Here is a 19,879-nt window from a genome sequence, read left to right on the forward strand (position 1 = left end):
ATGCCTGTGAGTCATCAAGATGACTCACAGGCATCACGCACACTGGGATAGGCCCGCCGCCAGCCGCCAGGCCATCGACCGGGGCGGTCCTCGGCCGGATCAGCGGCGAGTCGTCAATATGCCGCAGAGGTATCGCCGGCATCTGGCCCTGGTCCACCATGCGGGGATGCCATCCACTCGCCTTGTCACCCTTCTCGGCGCTACCGTGCGGCAGCAACGACACCTGCGCGAGCTGAGCCAGCGTCAGTTGGCCGCGCTGGCCGGGGTCAGCCAGGCTGCCGTGGCCAGGATCGAACGTGGCGAGCGTGCGCCGACCATCCCGGTGCTGGAACGGATGCTCGCTGCGATGGATGTGCAGCTGGCCGTCGGGGTGGAGCCGCTGGACGCGCACCTTGACGCCCGGATGGACGACCTGGCCGCTCGGCCGCTCGCCGAGCGGATCGACGATCTGGGCCTGGATCGGCTGCTGGACCGGCTCAGCGATCTCCCGCAGGTGCTCACCGGGAGCACGGCTGCCCTGTTGCAGGGTGCGCCGGTGCCGGTGGACGCGCTGGAGATCGCCGTGCGGTGGCAGGACTCGAAGGTGTTGACCCGTTGGCTGGAAAGGAACTACGGGCAGCGGTGGAACGCTCGCTGGGGCGAGTTCGGCGGTGTGTGGCTGGAGCCCGAGGAGCCGGGCGAGCACCGTTGGTCGACCCGGTACGGCGAGATCAGGGCCACGATGTGCGACGAGCTGCCCGAGACGATCGAGGTGCGCCACGGCGGTCGGGGTTACCAGGTGGTGCCGCTCGTCGAACTGGAGCTGACCGAGCCGCGCGCCGGCGAGCTGTTGCGCCGCTACCGTGACCGGCAGCTGGCCATCGGAAGCTGAGCCACCCGCCGGCCACGCCAACAGCAGGGCGGTGACCGGGAGCCGCGAGCCGCAGAGGTCAGCCGGCGGTGCGCTCCCAGTCGATGGTGGGCAGGCCGGCGTCGGCGAGCGCCTTGTTGGCCGCGCTGAACGGGCGGCTGCCGAGGAAGCCACGCGGGTTCATCGGGCTGGGGTGGCCGGCCTCCAGCACGACGTGCTGCGGGTTGGTGACCAGGGCCGCCTTCTTGCGGGCGTAGCCGCCCCAGAGCAGGAAGACCACCCGGTCCGGCGAGGCGTCCAGTGCCCGGATGGTGGCGTCGGTGAACTCCTCCCAGCCGGCGTTGGCGTGCGAGCCCGGGGTGGCCTGACGGACGGTCAGCACCGCGTTGAGCAGCAGCACGCCCTGGGCGGCCCACCCGTCGAGGTTGCCGCTGCGCGGCTTGGGAACGCCGACGTCCTCGCCCAACTCCTTGAAGACGTTGCGCAACGACGGCGGCACCGTCACACCGTCGCGGACGCTGAAGCTCAACCCGTGTGCCTGCCCGGCCCGGTGGTAGGGGTCCTGCCCGAGGATCAGCACCCGGGTGCCCTGCGGCGGGCAGAGCCGGTAGGCCGAAAACAGGTCCTCCAGGGGAGGGAAGACGGTCTGCGTCGCGTATTCCCGAGCGACGAACTCGGCCAGCGCGGCGGTGCGCACCGCATCCAGGTGTGGGGTGAGCACGGCACGCCACTGCTCCGGCAGCAGGGCCAGCAGATCCAGGGCGGGGGCGTCGTCGGGCATCAGGAACCTCTCACACAGCGCGGGTCGGTCCCCCGCACTCTAGGCATCGGATACGACAGCGGCCGCCCTAGCCCAGGTCGGCGAGCCGACGGGCCCAGTCGCCACCGATCGGGTCCAGCTCGACGATGCGGGTGTCGTCGTCGCGGCGGTCGATCCGGACCCGCAGGTGCGCGTCGACCAACTGCTCCACCAGGCCTTCACCCCACTCCACCACGGTCACCGAGTCCTCGACCGATGCGTCGAGGTCCAGGTCGTCGATCTCGGCGCGGGGGTCGGTGGCGGCGCCCAGCCGGTACGCGTCGGCGTGCACCAGGGCGACCCGGCCGCCCCGCGCCGGATCGGGGCGGTGCACCCGGGCGATCACGAACGTCGGCGAGGTGATGTCGCCGAGAACACCGAGCCCGGCGCCGACGCCCTGGGTGAGCGCGGTCTTGCCAGCGCCCAGCGGGCCGGTCAGCAGCACCAGGTCGCCGGCGCGCAGCAGCCCGGCCAGGCGTCGGCCGAACTCCCGGGTGTCCTCGACGGTCGGCAGCTTGACGACGTGACTCACCGTTCCTCCGGCTCTGCGAGTGATTCGAGGAACCGCGCGAGCGCGGCGTTGACCTCGTCGGCGTGCTCCAGCATCACCACGTGTCCACTGTCCTTGATCTTGACGAACTCGGCGTGCGGCAACCGCCGGACGATCTCCTCCGAGTGGGTCACCGGAGTGATCATGTCCTTGTCACCGACCACCACCAGCACCGGCGTCGCGGCCAACGCCGCGAGAGCCGGGAAGCGCGAGTGGGTGGCCAGGGTCCGCAGGTAGCGGGTCACCGTGTCGGCCGATGTCCGGGAGTTCATCGTCTCCACGTAGGACACCAGCGACGGGCTGGGCTTGCGGGTGCCGAAGCCGTACTTGCGGGTCAGCAGCCAGGCCACGTTCGACGTCGACTTGCGGGCCCTGTCGATCACCGGCCCGCCGTACCGGGTGGCGTTGCTGACCATGTACAGCACCGGGCCGCCGACCCGGCCGAGCAGCGCGGGCGCGACCAGCTTGGTCTCGGCGATGAGCCCGCCCGAGGTGGCCATCAGGACCGTGCCCACCACCCGGTCACCGAACAGCTCCGGGAACAACTCGGCGAACGCCATGATGGTCATGCCGCCCATCGAGTGACCGACCAGCACCAGCGGCCCGTCCGGGGCGGTGCGGTCGATCACCTGGCGCAGCGTCCGGCCGAGCACCGCGAGGTCGTACTCCCCGGTCTCCAACCGGCCGGACCGACCATGACCGGGCTGGTCGTACGCCACGACCCGGTAGTCACCTCGGGCCGCGAGCATCTGGCGCTGGAAGTGGAACGTCCCCATGTCCAGGCAGAAGCCGTGCACCAGTACCACCGTCGGATGCCCCGGCACCGGCCTGGTCGGCTCGACCACCTCGACGTGGATGTCCGTGCCGTCCGGCAGCTCCAGACGGAACGCCTCGTCGTACCGCTGCTCGCCGAACGCCTCGTGCGCGTAGCGGTCGGCCGGGTCTGCCTTGAGCCGGCGGACCAGGGTGCGTTCGGTCGCGACGCCGGCCGCCAGGCCCGCGGCCGCGACCCCGACCGCGGCCCCGAGGATCCCCGCGACCCGGCCCGCCGCGGTCCGCGGACGCGGAATGCGGTAGCTCATGGCCGCTCGCCGTCATAGATCCGAGGCACGCGTGTGCTGCCGAACCGGGTGACGATCTCGTAGTTGATCGTGCCGACCGCCTCGGCCCAGTCGTCGGCGGTCGGCTCACCATCGGCACCACTGCCGAACAGGGTCGCCACGTCACCGTCGGCCACCGGGTCGTCCCCGCAGTCGATCACGAACTGGTCCATGCAGACCCGTCCCGAGATCGTCCGCCGAGCGCCGGCGAGCTGGACCGGGCCGGTGTTGGACGCGTGCCGGGGAACCCCGTCGGCGTACCCGAGCGGCACCACGGCCAGGTTCGCGTCCGCCTCGGTGGTGTAGGCGTGCCCGTAGGAGACGCCGGTGCCGGCGGGCACCCGCTTCGTGAGCATCACCCGGGCGCGTGCGGTCATCGCCGGCCGCAGCCCGTACGTCTCGCCGGCCACCGGGGAGAGCCCGTAGATGGCCAGGCCGGGGCGGACCAGGTCGAAGTGGGTGTCCGGGCGGGTCAGGGTGGCGGCCGAGTTGGCGAGGTGCCGCCAGCGCGGGCGCAGCCCGGCCCGCTCGACCATGGCCAGCCCTTCGTGGAAGACGGCCAGTTGGCGATCGGTGGTGGGGTGGCCGGGGCTGTCCGCGTACACGAAGTGGCTCCACACGCCGACCACCTCGACCAGGCCGTCGGCCTGCGCCTTCGCGGCGGCGTCCAGCAGCGCCGGCCAGTCGGCGACGGTCGCCCCGCCCCGCGACAGCCCGGTGTCGATCTTCAGGTGCAGGCGGGCGGGGCGCCCGGCGAGCCGGCTCGCCTCGATCATCTCGTCCAGCTGCGGCAGACTGGCCGCGCCAAGGTCCACTCCGGCGGTGACCCCCTCGTGCAGCGGCAACCCCGGCGCGAGCAGCCAGGCCAGCACCGGCACTGTCACTCCGGCCCGCCGCAGGGTGAGCGCCTCGTCGAGGGTGCAGACACCGAGCCAGTCCGCGCCGGCGTCGAGCGCGGCGCGGGCGGCCGGAAGCATGCCATGGCCGTACCCGTCGCCCTTCACCACAGCCATCAGCTCGGCGCTGGTGCCGGAGCGGAGCCTGCTCACGTTCTCGCGGATCGCGTCAAGATCGACGCGTACCTCGGCCTGCCACATACGCCCAGCCTACTTTCCGCCGTGATCACCGGGGGCGGCGACGCACGCCCCCGGACGACGACCCGGCCGGAACGGGCCGATCAGCCCAGCCGGGCGACAACCGGGCGAAGTGCGGTGACCACGTCGGGCGCGGTCACCGGCCCACCCCGGGCCGCCTCCCGGCCGGCGAGCCCGTGCAGGTATGCGGCCGAGGCGGCGGCCCGATCGGCGGGCACCCCGGCCGCCAGCAGCGAGCCGAGCAGCCCGGCCAGCACGTCACCCGTGCCGCCGGTGGCCAGTGCCGGGGTGCCGGTCGGGTTGACGTACGCCCGGCCGTCCGGGGTGCCGATCACCGTGCGGTCCCCCTTGAGCAGCACCACCGCGTTCATCCAGGCGGCCAGCCGCAGCGCGGAGCCGACGCGGTCGGCGCCGGGCTCCTCCCCGCACAGCCGGGTGAACTCCCGGTCGTGCGGGGTGACAACGATCGGCGCGTCCCGCCCGCGCAGCCGGTCGGCGAGTGAGCCGTCCACCAGCAGGGTCAGCGCGTCGGCGTCGAGCACCACCGGCACCGGGGAGGCCAGCACGGCGCGCAGCTCGGCCGACGCGTCCTCTCCGGTGCCCAGGCCGGAGCCACAGACCCAGGCCTGCACCCGGCCCGCGTCGGCGACCCGCCCACTGGCGATCACCGAGGGGTGCTGGTGCAGCACCTCGGACCGGGCACCGCCGGCATAGCGGACCAGGCCGGTCGGCCCGGCCAGAGCGCCGCCGACGGAGAGCACCGCCGCGCCCGGGTAGGTCGCCGAGCCGGTCGACACGCCCACCACGCCCCGGCTGTACTTCTCCGACGCCGGGCCCAGCTCCGGCCACCAGTCCACCAGGTCGGACCACTCGGTTACCCGCAGCGCCGGGGAGCCTCGCAGCCACGGGCGCAGCCCGATGTCGACCAGCTCCACCTGCCCGGCCAGGGCGGCTGCCGGCCCGACCACCAGTGCGGGCTTGAGCGCGCCGAACGCCACCGTCACGTCGGCGCGGACCGCTGTCGGTCGGCCGGACGCGGACAGCGGCACGTGGCCGGTGTCCACCGCGACCCCGCTCGGCACGTCCACCGCCAGGATGGTGGCGCGCTCGCCGTCGCGCCCATGCAGCTCGCCGAGGCGTTGGACCACCTCGTCCGCGCTCGCCCGCAGCCCACCGGTGCCGCCGATGCCGACGATGCCGTCCAGGACCAGGTCGACCGGGCCGGCCGGCTGCGGCACCAGCCGGCCACCGGCCGCTCGCAGGGCGGCCAGCCCGGCGGCGTGCGCACGCCCGGGGGTGAGCAGCAGGGCGGACACCTGGACTCCCCGGCGGGCCAGCCGCTCCCCCGCGTACAGGGCGTCGCCACCGTTGTCACCGGAACCGACCAGCAGCAGCACCCGGGCGCCGTAGACCCCGCCGCGCTCGGCGAGCAGCAGCGCGGCCCGGCGGGCCAGCCCGGCGGCGGCCCGTTGCATCAGCGTCCCGTCCGGCAGCGTGCCCATCAGCCCTGCCTCGGCCGCCCGTACGTCGGCCACCCGCCACACCGATCTCATGCCACCGTGTCCCATTCGTTCGCGGGTGGACCGGGTCGGCCCGCCCAGCCGACGTCACCGTTCCGCGACCACCATCGCCGACGCGATCCCCCCGTCGTGCGACAACGAGAGATGCCAGCGGTTGACCCCACGCGCGTCGGCCGCCGCCGCGACCGTGCCGGAGACGGCGAGCCAGGGACGGCCGTCCGGATCGGGCACGATCTCGCAGTCGTGCCAGCTCAGCCCGGCCGGAGCGCCGAGCGCCTTGGCCACGGCCTCCTTGGCGGCGAAGCGGGCGGCAAGGGACTCCGACGATCGCGGGGCACCGGCGCGGGTGTGTCGCTCGGCAGTGGTGAAGAGCCGGTCGGCGAGCAGCGGCGTCCGTGCCAGGGCCCGGGCGAACCGGTCGACCAGGACGACGTCGATGCCGACAGCGACGATCACCACTTCACCCTACCGGCGGCCGGGGCCGCAGATTAGCCGTCGGGGCCGCGGTGGGCAACGCCTGTGGACAGGCCGGGGTACGCCTCAACGCCGGCTGTCCACAGGGCACTCGACGACCTCCGGTACGCGCCTAGCGTCAGCGCGTCGATCCCGATCGTCGGTGGGGGTGTGGTCATGACCGATAAGCCGTTCGTCGTCCGGCCGGAGGAGCTGCGCGCGGTCGCCGTCGTGCTCGACGACGGGGCACACCGGCTGGCGCTGGGCCTCGCGGGGGTGCCCGGGTTGCTGGTGACGGCACCCGAGTGGCGAGCCGGCGCGGCCCTGGCCGGGGTGGAGGCAGCCGTGCACTCCTGGTTGTGCCGGGTGGGTGCTGGGGTCACGGCGGCCTCCGCCGGAGTGCGGGCCGCGGCCGAGGCGTACGAGTCGGTCGACGACCGGGCGGCCGACCGGTTCGCCTCCCTGCACCGGTGAGCAGCGTCGCCTACCGACACCTGTGGGCAGCCGATCCGAGCGGGTGGCGGGCCGCCGGGACGGCCTGGGCGGGGTTGACCGGGCTGGTCGACCGACGCGTCGGTGAGCTGCGTACGGCGGACAGGCGCTTGCGGGGCGGTTGGTCGGGCGCGGCGGCCACGGCGGCGGACGCCCGGCTCGTCGGTCTGCGTGACGAGCTGACGTCGGTCGCACCCGTGTTGATCGAGGTCGACCAGGTGCTGGCCGAGCTGGCCGGCCGGCTGGCCGTGGCGAAGGCACGGCTCGCCGATGCGGTCGCCCTGGCGGACGCGGCCGGCCTGCTGGTGGACCGCTCGGGTGGGGTGCACGTCGATCCCGCCCGGGCCCGGCCGACCGAGCGGGCCGGCGTGGCAGCGGCCCGGGTGGCGGCAGACCTGCGGGACGCGCTCGACGAGGCCGGTGCCGCGGACCGGGCCGCCGCCGACCGGTTGGACGAGCTGGCCCGGGCCGCCGGCACCGGCTGGGCCTCCCCGCCACCGCCGGACCGGCCGGCCCCCGGTGCGGCGCCGACCCTGGTCCGCGCCTGGTGGGCGGGTCTGACACCGGCGCAGCGACGGTGGCTGATCGGGCACGAGCCGGCGCTGGTCGGCCGATTGGACGGGGTGCCGGTGGCCGCCCGCGACCAGGCCAACCGGCTGCGGCTCGGGATCTGGCGGGAGGAGCTGCTGGCCGAGCGGCGGCGGTTGCTGACCCGCCTGCCACCGGGGGCGCTCGCGTCGGTCCGGCTGCGCGGGCTGGCTGAGCGGTTGGCCGGTCTGGACACGCTGGGCGGACGACTGGCGGGCGGTGGGGAGCCGCGGGCATACCTGTTGGGGCTGGATACGGCCGGTGAGGGTCGGGTGGTGCTGGCGCTCGGCGACCCGGACCAGGCCGACCGGGTGCTCACCTACGTGCCGGGGATGGGTTCCGGGCTGGACGACGCCCCCGGTGAGCTGGGCAGGGCGGCGCGGGTGCTGGACCGGTGCACCACGCTCGCCCCGACTGAACGCAGCGCGGCGGTGCTCTGGTTGGACTACGACGCCCCGGATTTCGTGACCGACGCGGCTTTCGCAGGTCTGGCACGCGATGCCGGCCCGGCACTGCACCGCTTCCAGGAGGGGCTGCGAGCCACCCACGAGGGGCCACCGGCCCGGCAGACCGTGCTCGGGCACAGCTACGGGTCACTGGTGGTGGGCATGGCCGCCCGGGAGCACGGGCTGGCCGCCGACGCGCTGGTCTTTGTCGGTTCCCCCGGGGTCGGTGCGTCGCACGCCGCCGAGCTGGGCGTGCCCGCCCGGGAGGTCTGGGCGAGCAGCGCTCCCGACGACGTGATCCGCGGGGCCCTTCCGGTGGACGAGATGGGCCGACGTGCGCTGTCCGGCGCGGCTCCGCTGGCCGCCGCGCTGGCCTGGCCCGACCGGACCGGCCACGAGCTGTGGTTCGGTCACGACCCGTCGGATCCCGGGTTCGGCGGTCGGGTCTTCGGCAGTGGGCGAGGAGGCCACACCGGTTACTGGGACCCGGGCAATCCCGCGCTGGACGGGATGGCCCGGGTCGTGCTGGGCCAGGTCGTGGAGGGGCCTACTCGACGGTGACCGACTTGGCCAGGTTGCGGGGCTGGTCCACGTCGTGTCCACGGGCGGCGGCGATCTCGGCGGCGAGCACCTGCAACGGCACCGTGGTGACGAGCGGGGCCAGCAGCGTCGGCGTACGCGGCACGTAGATGAGGTGGTCGGCATACCGGACGACCGCCTCGTCGCCCTCCTCCGCGATCACGATGGTCCGCGCACCGCGCGCCCGGACCTCCTGGATGTTGGAGACGACCTTGTCGTGCAGCATGCCCCGGCCGACCGGCGAGGGCACCACGCAGATGACCGGGGTGCCCTTGTCGATCAGGGCGATCGGGCCGTGCTTCAGCTCGCCGGCGGCGAAGCCCTCGGCGTGCATGTACGCCAGTTCCTTGAGCTTCAGCGCGCCCTCCAGGGCCACCGGGTAGCCGACGTGCCGGCCGATGAACAGCACTGTCGGCTCGGACTTCAGCTCCCGGGCCAGCTCACGGACGGGCTCGATCCGGTCGAGCAGCTCGCGCAGCTTGCCGGGGATCTCCTGCAACTGCGCGACCACCGCGCCCACCTCGTCGGCGAACTTGATGCCGCGCACCTGGGCCAGGTGCAGGCCGATCAGATAGCAGGCGACGACCTGGGTGAGGAACGCCTTGGTGGAGGCGACGGCGATCTCCGGCCCGCCGTGGGTGTAGAGCACGGCGTCCGACTCACGGGGGATGGTCGAGCCGTTGGTGTTGCAGATCGCCAGCACCCGGGCCTTCTGCTCCTTGGCGTGGCGCAGCGCCATCAGGGTGTCCATCGTCTCGCCGGACTGCGAGATCACCACGATCAGCGTGGACCGGTCGAGGACCGGGTCGCGGTAGCGGAACTCGCTGGCCAGCTCCACCTCGCAGGGGATCCGGGTCCAGTGCTCGATGGCGTACTTGGCGACCATGCCGGCGTGGTACGCCGTGCCGCAGGCCACGATGAAGATCTTGTCGACGTCGCGCAGGTCCTGGTCGCTGAGGCGGACCTCGTCGAGGGCGATCTCGCCGGTCTCGGTGAGCCGGCCGAGCAGCGTGTCGGCGATGGCCTGCGGCTGCTCCTCGATCTCCTTGAGCATGAACCAGTCGTAGCCACCCTTCTCGGCGGCCGAGGAGTCCCAGTCGATGTGGAAGTCCTTGCCGGCGGCGGGCTGGCCGTCGAAGTCGGTGATCTCGATGCTGTCACCGGTGATCAGGACGATCTGGTCCTGGCCCAGCTCGACCGCTTCCCGGGTGTGCTCGATGAACGCGGCCACGTCGCTGGCCAGGTAGTTCTCACCGTCGCCGCGGCCGACGACCAGCGGCGAGTTGCGCCGGGCGCCGACGACCGCACCGGGCACGCCGGCGTCCACCGCGAGCAGGGTGAACGCGCCCTCCAGCCGCTGGCAGACCACCCGCATGCCGGCGGCGAGCAGCTGCGGGCTGTCCGGCTGGCCGGCGGCGCGCAGGTCGGCCAGCGCGGCGGCGAGCAGGTGGGCGGCGCACTCGGTGTCGGTGTCGCTGGTGAACTGGACGCCGTCGGCCTCCAGCTCGTTACGGAGCTTGGCGAAGTTTTCGATGATGCCGTTGTGGATCACCGCGACCCGGCCGTCGGGGGCGACGTGCGGGTGGGCGTTGCGGTCGGTCGGGCCGCCGTGGGTGGCCCACCGGGTGTGCCCGATGCCGGTGGTGCCGTCACCGATGCCGATCGGGCTGGCCGCGCAGGAGGTCGGGTCGTCGGCGGCCCGCTCGGACAGCACCTTCTCAAGGTTGGCCAGCTTGCCGGCCTTCTTCTCGGTCAGCAGCCGGTCGTCGCAGACGATCGCGACGCCCGCCGAGTCGTAGCCGCGGTATTCCAGCCGCCGCAGCCCGTCGAGCACGATGCTGAGTGCGGGGCGCGCGCCCGCGTATCCCACGATTCCACACATGGCCCGCAGCCTAACCCAGTTTCACTCATGATGGGTGCTCGAAAGTCGGGTTATCAATCACGGAATCTGAGCGATCGGGGGTTGGCGGGGCGCAACGGGACGAGCGTCGCAGGCCCGGGCGGGGCCGCCCGGAGGTGACGGGGGTTGCGGCGCGCCGTCGGGTACGACAGTCTCTCGGCGGGTTCGGCGCGCCCGCCCTCGGCCCGTTCGTCCCATACCCACTCCCGCCCGGAGCAGCCATGTCCGACGCGCCCCCGCCCGATCCGTCCCCCACCTCACCATCGGACCCGGCACCCGGCGGCACGTCGGGGTCGACACCCGAGCCGTCCCCGCTGCGCCCGGCCTCTCCGTTGCCACCGGACCCGACGGCACCGCCCTCCCCCGCTGGGCTCCCGGCGCCCGACCCACTGGCTCCGGCTCAGCCGTGGGCACCGCCGGCGCCGTGGGCGCCAGCCCCGTGGACCCCGGCCGCGCCGTGGACCCCGTCGCCGCCCCCGACCCAGTGGACGCCTCAACCGCCTCCGACCCCGTGGACGCCCGGGCCACCGGCGTCGCCGTGGTCGCCGTCCCCGCCCGACCCGTCGGATCCGACTGCCACCGGGCCGCCTCCGGCAGCAGGATGGCCCACGCCTGCCGGCGCGCCACCGCCCGCGCACTGGCCGCCGTCAGCCGGATGGCCGCCCCACGGCTATCCGCCGCCGTACACCTACCCCGGCCAGCCGCGTCCCAGCGGCAGCCCGACCACGAGCAGCGGCCGGATCGTCGGCATCGTCGTCGCGGTCTTCGTGGCGCTGGTCCTGGTCGTCTGCGGCTGCCTCTGCGCGGGTGGTTTCCTGTTGGACAGACCCGGCTCGGAGCCGGTCGCCGAGGAGCCGTGGGTTGTTCTCGACGACGGTTGGACCGCGCCCACCACACGTGCGCCCATTCCGGAGCGACCCAGCCCCGCGCCCCCGACCCCGAGCAAGCAGCCGCTCACCCGACCGACGTCGGGGCCGGCCCCGGTGACGGTGGTCTACGAGGTCACCGGATCGGGCGAGGCCGACATCGCGTACTTCGACGCCGAGAGCGACCTGATCCACGTCGACAGCGCGAAGCTCCCCTGGCGCACCACCATCCGGACCAACGGCCAGAACCGGGTCAGGTTGGAGGCCGACTGGGTCGATATGGAATACCACGGTCTCCTCGAATGCACCGTCGCGATCAGCGGCACCGGCACGCCGGTGGTCCTCAAGGAGCGGAGCTACGGCAGCATCTGGTGCGCGCCCGAGTGAGGCTGGGGTTCGGCCATGGTGTGGCCTTAGGCTGACGCAGGTGACGAGCACCGATGTCGACCCGCTGGTGGCCCGGATGCGGCCGTTCGGCACGACGATCTTCGCCGAGATGTCCGCCCTCGCCGTGCGCACCGGCGCGGTCAACCTCGGGCAGGGCTTTCCGGACACCGACGGTCCACCGGAGATGCTGGCCGCCGCCGCCGAGGCGCTGCGCGGCGGGCAGAACCAGTACCCGCCCGGCCCGGGGATTCCCGCCCTGCGCGCGGCGGTCGCGGCCCACCAGCAGCGGTTCCAGGACCTGTCGTACGACCCGGACGGCGAGATCGTCATCACCGCGGGTGCGACCGAGGCGGTCGCGGCCAGCATCCTCGCCCTCTGCGAACCGGGTGACGAGGTGGTGTGCTTCGAGCCGTACTACGACTCGTACGCTGCCTCGATCGCCCTGGCCGGCGCGGTCCGGCGACCGGTGACCCTGCGGCCCGCGGCCGACGGCCGGTACGCCTTCGACCCGGCGGCGCTGCGCGCGGCGTTCGGCCCGCGCACCCGACTGGTGCTGCTCAACTCACCGCACAACCCGACCGGCAAGGTCTTCACGCCGGCCGAGTTGGCGCTGATCGCCGAGCTGTGTCAGGAGTTCGGCGCGTACGCGGTCACCGACGAGGTGTACGAGCACCTGGTCTTCACCGACGCGTCGAGCCCGCACGTGTCGTTGGCCGGCCTGCCCGGGATGCGGGAGCGGACGCTGCGCATCTCCTCGGCCGGCAAGACGTTCTCCTGCACGGGTTGGAAGGTCGGCTGGGCGAGCGGCCCGGCGGCGCTGGTCTCGGCGGTGCTGCGGGTGAAGCAGTTCCTCACCTTCGTCAACGCGGCACCGCTGCAACCGGCGGTGGCAGTGGCGTTGGCGCTGCCGGACGACTACTACACCGGCTTCCGCGACGGGCTCCAGCAGCGCCGTGACCAGCTCGTCGGTGGTCTCACCGACGCCGGGTTCGAGGTGCTCGACTCGGAGGGGACATACTTCGTCACCGCCGACATCACCACACTCGGCGGCCGGGACGGGGTGGAGTTCTGCCGTTCGCTGCCGGAGCGCTGTGGCGTGGTGGCGGTGCCGACGCAGGTCTTCTACGACGATGTGGAGGCGGGCCGACGGCTGGTCCGGTTCGCGTTCTGCAAGCGCCCCGAGGTGCTGACCGAGGCGGTCAGCCGGCTGCGCGCTCTGAGCCGCTGATCCGACGGGCCGGCTGTCCGGGAGGCTGTGGAGCTGATGTCGTGAGCGACTCAGCTCCACAGCGTCCGAACTGACCGCGCCCGCCCGCTAGGACGTGGCGGGGCTGGCGGTGCGGACCAGCTCGGCGATCCGCTCGGCGACCTCACGGGCGGTCGCCTCGGTGGCCGCCTCGACCATCACCCGGACCAGCGGCTCGGTGCCCGACGGGCGCAGCAGCACCCGGCCGGTCTCACCCAGCTCCGCCTCGGCCCGCTCGACCTCGGCGCGCACGGCCGGCGCGGCGGCACCGACGGTCCGGTCGCCGACCGGCACGTTGATCAGCACCTGGGGCAGCTTGGTGACCACCGACGCCAGCTCGGCGAGGGACTTGCCGGTGGCCGCCATCCGGGCCATCAGGTGCAGGCCGGTGAGCACCCCGTCGCCGGTGGTGGCATGGGCGGGCATCACGATGTGACCGCTCTGCTCACCGCCGAGCGCCAGCCCGGAGGCGCGCAGCTCCTCCAGCACGTACCGGTCACCGACCTTGGTCTCGATCAGCCGGATGCCCTGCGCGGACATCGCGAGCCGCAGCCCGAGGTTGCTCATCACGGTGGCCACCAGGGTGTCCTGGGTGAGCGTGCCGGCATCCCGCATGGCCAGCGCGAGGATCGCCATCACCTCGTCGCCGTCCACCTCGTCGCCGTCGGCGGTGACCGCCAGACAACGGTCGGCGTCGCCGTCGTGGGCGATCCCCAGGTGGGCGCCGTGCTCGACCACGGCCTCGCGCAGCGCCTCGATGTGGTTGGAGCCGCACTCGTCGTTGATGTTCAGGCCGTTCGGCTCGGCATGGATCGCGATGACCTCCGCGCCGGCCTCCTGGTAGGCGACCGGGGCGACCTCGGCTGCGGCGCCGTTGGCGCAGTCGACCACGACCTTGATGCCTTCGAGGCGGTGCGGCACGGTGCTGACCAGGTGCTGGACGTAGTGGTCGGCGCCGTCGAGAAGGTCGTGCACGCGGCCGACGCCGGCACCCACCGGGCGGTCCCAGGCGGTGGTGGCGTTCGTCTCGACGGCCGCCTCGATCTGCATCTCGATCTCGTCGGGCAACTTGTGCCCGCCCGCAGCGAAGAGCTTGATGCCGTTGTCCGGCATCGGGTTGTGCGACGCGGAGAGCATCACCCCGAGGTCGGCCTTGGTCTCTGCCGTGAGGAACGCCACCGCGGGGGTCGGCAGCACGCCGACCCGCACCACGTCGGCGCCGGCGCTGGTCAGACCGGCGACCACGGCGGCCTCCAACATCTCGCCACTGGCCCGGGTGTCCCGGCCCACGACGGCCAGCGGCGGGTGGCTGCGGTCCGTCTCGGCGAGCGTGTGCGCGGCGGCCACAGCGAGCGCCAACGCCAGCTCCGGTGTGAGATCCGCGTTTGCCCGCCCGCGTACGCCGTCCGTGCCGAACAACCGACCCATACCCGCCAACCTCCGATGAGCACTGCCAATGAGGAGAAAGCGGAACGGCCGACCCACCTCCCCCTAGCGGGGAGGCGGACCGGCCGTCCGTCAGAAGTACAACGCGCTGTTGAAGATCAGCGCTTCGAGTACTGAGGAGCCTTACGGGCCTTCTTGAGGCCGTACTTCTTGCTCTCCTTGACCCGGGCGTCCCGGGTCAGGAAGCCGGCCTTCTTCAGGGCCGGACGGTCGTCCGGGTCGTTGATGATCAGCGCACGGGCGATGCCCAGCCGAAGCGCGCCGGCCTGCCCGGTGGTGCCGCCACCATGCAGGTTGGCGATGACGTCGAACTGCTCGGGCTTCTCGGCGGTGACCAGCGGGTCCTTGATGAGCTGCTGGTGCACCTTGCTCGGGAAGTACGCCTCGAGGTCCTGGCCGTTGCAGGTGATCTTGCCGGTGCCCGGGACGATACGGACCCGGACGATGGCCTGCTTACGGCGGCCCACGGTCTGGATCGGCCGGTCACCGCGAGGCGCGCGGGCGACGGGCGCCGGCGCCTCGGTGGCCTCAGGGGCTTCCGGGGCGACCTCGGTCTCGGTGATGTCGGTCATGCTGCTTCCTTCGCCCGCGCTCACTGCGCGATCTGCTTGATCTCGAACGGCACCGGCTGCTGCGCGAGGTGCGGGTGCTCGGCACCGGCGTAGACCTTCAGCTTCTTGATCAGCTGACGGCCGAGCTTGTTGTGCGGGAGCATCCCCTTCACGGCCAGCTCGATGGCCCGCTCGGGGCGCTTGGTCAGCAGCTCCTCGTAGCCAATCTGCTTCAGACCACCCGGGTAACCGGAGTGGCGGTAAGCAACCTTGGTCTGGCGCTTGTTGCCGGTCAACGCAACCTTGCCCGCGTTCACGATGACGACAAAGTCGCCCGTGTCGACGTGCGGCGCGAAAGTCGGCTTGTGCTTACCACGCAGCAACGTGGCGGCGTGGGTGGCCAGGCGGCCCAGCACGACATCAGAGGCGTCGATGACGTGCCACTGACGCTCGATCTCACCCGGCTTCGGGCTGTACGTACGCACAGGTCTACCTTGTCTCGTCGTCGGTCTGGGGTCGCGCGCCGAGGTGACCAGATCTTGCAGGCCGGACCAGCGCGCACGAACGACCAAGCGTACCTGATGGGGCACGCCTCTGGATGTCGTACAACAGCAGGCAACGATACCCGGCGCCCCATCCGCAGGTCAAAACGGGGGTGCGCTCGTGCGCGGCGACACGCCAGCCGTGGCCCAGCTCACACGTTGGCGAGCCGATCGGCCCTCGGCCGGAGGTAAAACACCCAGGTGACCGCGAAACACAACGCGTACCAGCCGATGAAGGCCAGGTAGGCGGCGTCGGCGTTGCCGGAGCTCAGGAACGACTGTCGGAACGAGATGTTGACCAGCACCCCACCGGACGCCCCGACGGCACCCGCGATGCCGATCAGCGCGCCGGTCATCCGCCGCGCCCACCGCGCGGCGGCCTCCGGATCGCGGCGACCTGACGTCACGGCGTCCGCCGCCCGGGCCCGGAAGATCGCCGGGATCATCTTGTAGGTGGAGCCGTTGCCGATGCCGGAGAAGACGAACAGGGCGAGGAACCCGGCCAGGTAGAGCCCGAACGACCGTTCCCGGGCGGCGTACAGCACGGTGCCCGCTCCGGCCGCCATCGCCACGAAGTTCCAGAAGGTCACCCGGGCACCGCCCAACCGGTCGGCCAGGTGCCCGCCCAGCGGGCGGATCAGCGAACCGACCAGCGGGCCGAGGAAGGTCAGCCAGGCGGCGTCGACCGGGGTGGGGAACCGCTCGGCGAACTGGAGCTGGAGCACCTGACCGAAGGCGAAACCGAACCCGATGAACGAGCCGAAGGTGCCGACGTAGAGCACCGACATGACCCAGGTGTGCGGGTCGCGGGCCGCCTCACGCAGCGCGCCCGGCTCGTTGCGCGCCCCGGGCACGGTGTCCAACCAGCGGGCCGCGGCCAGCGCGGCCAGCACGATCAGCGGCAGGTAGACCGCCGGCACCAGACGGGGGTACGCGGCTCCGGCGGTGGCGAGGACCGCCAACCCGACCAACTGCACCGCGGGTACGCCGAGGTTGCCGCCGCCGGCGTTGAGCCCGAGTGCCCGGCCCTTGAGCCGCTGCGGGTAGAACAGGTTGATGTTCGCCATCGAGGAGGCGAAGTTGCCGCCACCGACGCCGGTCAGGCAGGCGAGCACCATCAGCGTGGAGTAGGACACCCCGGGTTCCAGCAGCACCGTCATCGGCACCGTGGGCACCAGCAGCAGGAGCGCGCTGATGATCGTCCAGCGCCGCCCGCCGAAGCGGGCCACCGCCAGCGTGTACGGCAGGCGCAGTACCGCGCCCAGTGCGGCCGGCACGGCGGTGAGCAGGAACTTCCCGGCCGGGTCGATGCCGTACGCGGGGCCGAGGAAGAGCACGGTGACCGACCAGAGGCTCCACACCGAGAAGCCGACGTGCTCGGCGAAGATCGAGACCCAGAGGTTGCGCCGGGCGATGGGCGCGCCCGTCACCCGCCAGAAGTCGGGGTCCTCGGGGCGCCAGTCGTCGAGCCGGCGCGCGCGCCCGGTGGCAGCCGGCGGCCGGGTGGTGACTGCGGTGCTGGTGAGCGTGCTCACGGCGGCTCCTCCTCGTCGATGTGACGAGGAGGAACGCTAGGAACGCCCGGTTACCTGGCAGTGCCCGTCGCGGGTCGGCCCGGAAACGGGGACCGCACCACGGGCCGGCGGCGGTGGTGAGGTCGGTGCTCAGAGCTGTTGCAGGATGCGCAGCGCGCGGCCGACCCGGATCATGGTGTCGGTGTCGGCGACGTCCACGCAGTCGGTGAACCACTTCTTCATGGGCGAGGAGATGCGGTCGGGCATCACCACGTACCGGCCCATCGACACGGCGAGCGGCGAGTCGCGCAGCAGCGACTCCTCCACCACCTCGACCACGATCACGATGGGTACGTCGGTGGAGTTGTAGACGTCCGAGCTGACCACGAGGCCGAGGCGTTCCCGGGCGCCCTCGATGCGCCAGACCTCTCCCCTACGCAGCACGCGGTCGTCCGCCGGAGAGCAGGTCGTTGACCATGCCCACCTCGCGGGCGTCGGCGAGAGCGGCGGACTCCAGGTCCAGACCGGCACGGCCCACGGCTGCGGCGTGCGCGGTGAACACCTCGCGCAGCGCCTTCTCGCGGGCGGCCTGGTCCATCCATGCGGAGAGCGACAGCCCTTCGCGCTTGGCGAACCGCCGGGCCTCCTCGATCGTCTCGTCGGTAAACGACAGAGTCACCTTGGCAGTCATGCCGCTGAGACTACCCACCGGTGTGACCGACAGTCATCCACGCGATCGCCGGCTCGCCCCCCGACGTAGAAACGCACATACCGGCGATGTTCACCGGGCCCGGCCGCCGAACACCGCGAAGCGCCACTCCTTGAAGTAGCAGTCGACGTCGACCAGGCCCGCCTCGGCGAGCCACCGGCACTGGTCGGCGACCGTCGCCGGCCGGTCGTGCCGCATCCGCTCCCGGGATGCGGCGATCTCCTCACCGGACGCGCCCAGCTCGGTGATCCGCTGCATCCACACCTCGTCGTAGCGACGGTCCAACTCCGGAGTCGGGCCGGCGACCTGCTCGGCGTTGACGAACACCCCGCAGGGCGCGAGCGCGCCGGCAGCCCTCCGGTACAGCGCCCGCTTGCCCTCGTCGTCGAGGTGGTGGATCGCCAGCGCGCTGACCACCGCGTCGTACCGGCCGGCGGGCAGCGGATCGGCCAGGTCGGCCCGGACCGTCCGGTGCGGCACCGACCGGGCGTCCAACTGCTCGGTGGCGCGGGCGAGCATCGCCGGCGCCCCGTCGACCAGGGTCAGCCGGACACCGGGCACCGCGGCGGCCAGCAGCAGCGAGAGCAGGCCGGTGCCGGCGCCCAGGTCCAACACCTCCGGCGTACGACCGGCGGCGAGCGCGGCCCGCAGCGGTGGCGCGGTCACCTCCACCGCCGTGCCGTAGAAGGCGTCGAAGCAGGGTACGAGCCGCCTGCGCGCCTCGTCGTAGGTGCCGGCCACCGCGTCGAAGACGTCCGTCACGCTCATCGCGCTCTCCCAATTAGTGAGACAACTTTCCCACATTATAAGCGAATGAACGACGCTGATGTCGTCAGCGATTCAGCTCCAAAGGATCCGGCTCGCACCTCCCATCGCACGCGAAGTCACAGCGGACTCCGCCGCAACGGAGCCGGAACGGTCGGTGTGGTCAGTCCGGTCGCGCCTGCGTTTCCGGGCGGAGGGTTGACCCCGGACACACGAAGGCCCCCGGCGAACCGGGGGCCTCTGCGTGATGCTGATCAGGCCGGGTCGTGTGCCTTCGCCATGCCGACGAACGCCCGCCAGGCCGCTGACCCGAAGACCAACGCCGGCCCTGCCGAGTCCTTCGAGTCCCGCACGCCGACGATGCCAGGCAGGTTGTCCGCAACCTCGACACAGTCGCCGCCATTGCCGCTGCTGCGGGTGCTCTTACGCCACCGCGCGCCGGTCAGTTCCATGTCTTCGCCATCTCCGTAAGTAGATCGACGGATTGCCAGTGGGACAGCGCCTCGCCGCGCACGTTCTCCCACGCGGCCAGCATCGCCGCAATGTCCTCGGCACCGGTGACGACTTGCCCCTGAAGCTGATTGTCGAGGTAGCCGGCAATCCGATGCTCGGGCCCCACGGCGATCACGAAGGGACCGTTCAGGCCAGCGTACGCGCCGACGGTAGAGGGGACGATGTGCACACGGACGTGCGGGGCCTCGCAGGCGGTGATGAGGGCCTGCACCTGCTCACGCATGATGGCTCGTCCGCCGACTGGCCGCCGCAACACGCCCTCGTCAACAACGGCGGTGAAGTGTGGCGGGTCTTCACGGGCCAGGATGCTTTGCCGGGCGAGTCGTGAGGCCAGGTGCCGCTCGACGTCGCTGCGGGCGATGACGTCGGCTCCGGCGAGCACGGCGCGAGCGTATGCCTCGGTCTGGAGCAGGCCGGGGAGGACGGTCGACTGAAACGACCGCAGCGAGATCGCCTCGCGCTCGATCTCTTGCCATGGTCGGAACCAAATTGGCTCGCGGCGTCTTGAAGTGTCCGGCCAGATGTCTCCTATGGGCCGTCGGAGCGCACTCGCCGCCGCCTCCCGGTGTCGGGGGTGCGGAATGTGGTCGTGGTTCAGCCAGCGCGCGACCGTCTTTCGATCGACCCCGACCAGCCCTGCCAGGGACTCGATCGAGTGCCCCGTCTCGGTTAGCGCGGCGCGTAGCGCATCGTTCACGACTCCCCCATCGGATGCGCGGAATGTCTCGCGACCATATCGCTACGGCGGTTTTTGTCCCATCACTGGCCGCAAGGTGGGTTCAGGCGGCGCGGCCGGCAGGGATCACGGAACCCGGCGGACGCGTTCGTATCGGGGCCGCCCTCGGCCTGCCAGAGATCTTGGACAGTTTCCGTTACGTCAGAACGGAAACTGTCCAAGATCTCCACAGGCGAGCACGCACGGGGCGGCTCCTTCCCACAGCGACGACCAGGGGAGCGCACCGTGCCGGA

General features: G+C 72.3%; 21 protein-coding genes. 5 read left to right on the top strand and 16 right to left on the bottom strand.

From position 1 onward, the window contains the following. Positions 1 to 166: 166 nt before the first annotated feature. Positions 167 to 871: a helix-turn-helix domain-containing protein gene (locus CLT68_RS02560; protein ID WP_099848611.1), complete on the top strand. Its 705-nt coding sequence runs from the start codon at positions 167 to 169 to the stop codon at positions 869 to 871. A gap of 58 nt (positions 872 to 929) precedes the next feature. Here CLT68_RS02560 and ung read toward each other — a convergent pair whose 3' ends face one another. The 6 genes from ung to CLT68_RS02590 form a co-directional block, all read right to left on the bottom strand. Beyond that, complete coding sequence (gene ung / locus CLT68_RS02565) at positions 930 to 1,631, bottom strand: uracil-DNA glycosylase (RefSeq protein WP_099848613.1); 702 nt, start codon at positions 1,629 to 1,631, stop codon at positions 930 to 932. Positions 1,632 to 1,698: 67 nt separating this feature from the next. Beyond that, a complete protein-coding gene (tsaE, locus tag CLT68_RS02570; RefSeq protein ID WP_088950186.1) occupies positions 1,699 to 2,181 on the bottom strand; it encodes a tRNA (adenosine(37)-N6)-threonylcarbamoyltransferase complex ATPase subunit type 1 TsaE in 483 nt (160 codons plus the stop codon). Beyond that, positions 2,178 to 3,281: an alpha/beta fold hydrolase gene (locus CLT68_RS02575; protein ID WP_099848614.1), complete on the bottom strand. Its 1,104-nt coding sequence runs from the start codon at positions 3,279 to 3,281 to the stop codon at positions 2,178 to 2,180. The genes tsaE and CLT68_RS02575 overlap by 4 nt, the downstream gene beginning before the upstream one ends. Then, entirely contained in the window at positions 3,278 to 4,396 is a 1,119-nt protein-coding gene (gene alr, locus CLT68_RS02580; RefSeq protein ID WP_099848616.1) for an alanine racemase, read from the bottom strand. Before alr ends, CLT68_RS02575 begins: the two co-directional genes overlap by 4 nt. Before the next feature lie 80 nt (positions 4,397 to 4,476). Continuing rightward, the gene (locus tag CLT68_RS02585; protein WP_099848618.1) at positions 4,477 to 5,946 is read right to left on the bottom strand and encodes an NAD(P)H-hydrate dehydratase; all 1,470 of its coding nucleotides are present in this window, start codon (positions 5,944 to 5,946) and stop codon (positions 4,477 to 4,479) included. Positions 5,947 to 6,000: 54 nt separating this feature from the next. Next, positions 6,001 to 6,369, bottom strand: a complete 369-nt coding sequence (locus CLT68_RS02590) for a holo-ACP synthase (RefSeq protein ID WP_099856720.1) — start codon at positions 6,367 to 6,369, stop codon at positions 6,001 to 6,003. Between the two features lie 174 nt (positions 6,370 to 6,543). Between CLT68_RS02590 and CLT68_RS02595 the strand changes: the two genes are divergently transcribed. Together CLT68_RS02595 and CLT68_RS02600 are read left to right on the top strand one after the other, a co-directional pair. Continuing rightward, positions 6,544 to 6,840: a hypothetical protein gene (locus CLT68_RS02595; RefSeq protein WP_099848620.1), complete on the top strand. Its 297-nt coding sequence runs from the start codon at positions 6,544 to 6,546 to the stop codon at positions 6,838 to 6,840. Continuing rightward, positions 6,837 to 8,453 (top strand): alpha/beta hydrolase, encoded by a 1,617-nt coding sequence (locus CLT68_RS02600; RefSeq protein WP_099848622.1) that lies wholly within the window; start codon positions 6,837 to 6,839, stop codon positions 8,451 to 8,453. The genes CLT68_RS02595 and CLT68_RS02600 overlap by 4 nt, the downstream gene beginning before the upstream one ends. On the opposite strand, the gene glmS is transcribed toward CLT68_RS02600, so the two are convergent. Continuing rightward, positions 8,440 to 10,353 (bottom strand): glutamine--fructose-6-phosphate transaminase (isomerizing), encoded by a 1,914-nt coding sequence (gene glmS / locus CLT68_RS02605; protein ID WP_088950192.1) that lies wholly within the window; start codon positions 10,351 to 10,353, stop codon positions 8,440 to 8,442. The two genes, CLT68_RS02600 and glmS, sit on opposite strands and share 14 nt — an antisense overlap. 785 nt (positions 10,354 to 11,138) lie before the next feature. On the opposite strand from glmS, the gene CLT68_RS32780 reads away from it, so the two are divergent. Continuing rightward, positions 11,139 to 11,624 (top strand): MmpS family transport accessory protein, encoded by a 486-nt coding sequence (locus CLT68_RS32780; RefSeq protein WP_158240855.1) that lies wholly within the window; start codon positions 11,139 to 11,141, stop codon positions 11,622 to 11,624. A gap of 40 nt (positions 11,625 to 11,664) precedes the next feature. Continuing rightward, on the top strand, positions 11,665 to 12,852 hold the full coding sequence (locus tag CLT68_RS02615) for a pyridoxal phosphate-dependent aminotransferase (protein ID WP_099848626.1): 1,188 nt from the start codon (positions 11,665 to 11,667) through the stop codon (positions 12,850 to 12,852). A gap of 87 nt (positions 12,853 to 12,939) precedes the next feature. On the opposite strand, the gene glmM is transcribed toward CLT68_RS02615, so the two are convergent. The 9 genes from glmM to CLT68_RS02660 all read right to left on the bottom strand — a co-directional run bounded on the left by glmM (position 12,940) and on the right by CLT68_RS02660 (position 19,607). Beyond that, positions 12,940 to 14,298, bottom strand: a complete 1,359-nt coding sequence (glmM, locus tag CLT68_RS02620) for a phosphoglucosamine mutase (protein ID WP_088950195.1) — start codon at positions 14,296 to 14,298, stop codon at positions 12,940 to 12,942. 116 nt (positions 14,299 to 14,414) lie between these two features. Next, on the bottom strand, positions 14,415 to 14,888 hold the full coding sequence (gene rpsI / locus CLT68_RS02625; RefSeq protein ID WP_088950196.1) for a 30S ribosomal protein S9: 474 nt from the start codon (positions 14,886 to 14,888) through the stop codon (positions 14,415 to 14,417). A gap of 20 nt (positions 14,889 to 14,908) precedes the next feature. Continuing rightward, positions 14,909 to 15,352, bottom strand: a complete 444-nt coding sequence (gene rplM, locus CLT68_RS02630; protein ID WP_030489638.1) for a 50S ribosomal protein L13 — start codon at positions 15,350 to 15,352, stop codon at positions 14,909 to 14,911. 209 nt (positions 15,353 to 15,561) lie between these two features. After that, on the bottom strand, positions 15,562 to 16,944 hold the full coding sequence (locus tag CLT68_RS02635) for a nitrate/nitrite transporter (RefSeq protein ID WP_099848628.1): 1,383 nt from the start codon (positions 16,942 to 16,944) through the stop codon (positions 15,562 to 15,564). A 129-nt stretch (positions 16,945 to 17,073) separates the two neighbouring features. Beyond that, on the bottom strand, positions 17,074 to 17,367 hold the full coding sequence (locus CLT68_RS02640) for a hypothetical protein (protein ID WP_088950198.1): 294 nt from the start codon (positions 17,365 to 17,367) through the stop codon (positions 17,074 to 17,076). Further along, a complete protein-coding gene (locus CLT68_RS02645) occupies positions 17,357 to 17,614 on the bottom strand; it encodes a DUF6364 family protein (RefSeq protein WP_088950199.1) in 258 nt (85 codons plus the stop codon). The genes CLT68_RS02640 and CLT68_RS02645 overlap by 11 nt, the downstream gene beginning before the upstream one ends. A gap of 90 nt (positions 17,615 to 17,704) precedes the next feature. Beyond that, positions 17,705 to 18,400 (bottom strand): class I SAM-dependent methyltransferase, encoded by a 696-nt coding sequence (locus CLT68_RS02650; RefSeq protein ID WP_099848630.1) that lies wholly within the window; start codon positions 18,398 to 18,400, stop codon positions 17,705 to 17,707. Positions 18,401 to 18,651: 251 nt separating this feature from the next. Beyond that, entirely contained in the window at positions 18,652 to 18,849 is a 198-nt protein-coding gene (locus CLT68_RS02655) for a DUF397 domain-containing protein (RefSeq protein ID WP_099848632.1), read from the bottom strand. Next, on the bottom strand, positions 18,840 to 19,607 hold the full coding sequence (locus CLT68_RS02660) for a helix-turn-helix domain-containing protein (RefSeq protein WP_099848634.1): 768 nt from the start codon (positions 19,605 to 19,607) through the stop codon (positions 18,840 to 18,842). Before CLT68_RS02660 ends, CLT68_RS02655 begins: the two co-directional genes overlap by 10 nt. Between the last annotated feature and the right edge of the window lie 272 nt (positions 19,608 to 19,879).

The sequence above is a fragment of the Micromonospora sp. CNZ299 genome (genome assembly GCF_002754415.1).

What these genes read in the sequence shown, in the direction of transcription:
- glmM (WP_088950195.1), bottom strand. Translation starts at nt 14,298, where the DNA reads ATGGGTCGGTTGTTCGGCACGGACGGCGTACGCGGGCGGGCAAACGCG.
- CLT68_RS02645 (WP_088950199.1), bottom strand. Translation starts at nt 17,614, where the DNA reads ATGACTGCCAAGGTGACTCTGTCGTTTACCGACGAGACGATCGAGGAG.
- CLT68_RS02575 (WP_099848614.1), bottom strand. Translation starts at nt 3,281, where the DNA reads ATGAGCTACCGCATTCCGCGTCCGCGGACCGCGGCGGGCCGGGTCGCG.
- CLT68_RS02650 (WP_099848630.1), bottom strand. Translation starts at nt 18,400, where the DNA reads ATGAGCGTGACGGACGTCTTCGACGCGGTGGCCGGCACCTACGACGAG.
- CLT68_RS02595 (WP_099848620.1), top strand. Translation starts at nt 6,544, where the DNA reads ATGACCGATAAGCCGTTCGTCGTCCGGCCGGAGGAGCTGCGCGCGGTC.
- CLT68_RS02560 (WP_099848611.1), top strand. Translation starts at nt 167, where the DNA reads ATGCCATCCACTCGCCTTGTCACCCTTCTCGGCGCTACCGTGCGGCAG.
- rpsI (WP_088950196.1), bottom strand. Translation starts at nt 14,888, where the DNA reads ATGACCGACATCACCGAGACCGAGGTCGCCCCGGAAGCCCCTGAGGCC.
- glmS (WP_088950192.1), bottom strand. Translation starts at nt 10,353, where the DNA reads ATGTGTGGAATCGTGGGATACGCGGGCGCGCGCCCCGCACTCAGCATC.
- alr (WP_099848616.1), bottom strand. Translation starts at nt 4,396, where the DNA reads ATGTGGCAGGCCGAGGTACGCGTCGATCTTGACGCGATCCGCGAGAAC.
- CLT68_RS02585 (WP_099848618.1), bottom strand. Translation starts at nt 5,946, where the DNA reads ATGAGATCGGTGTGGCGGGTGGCCGACGTACGGGCGGCCGAGGCAGGG.
- CLT68_RS02655 (WP_099848632.1), bottom strand. Translation starts at nt 18,849, where the DNA reads ATGGAACTGACCGGCGCGCGGTGGCGTAAGAGCACCCGCAGCAGCGGC.
- ung (WP_099848613.1), bottom strand. Translation starts at nt 1,631, where the DNA reads ATGCCCGACGACGCCCCCGCCCTGGATCTGCTGGCCCTGCTGCCGGAG.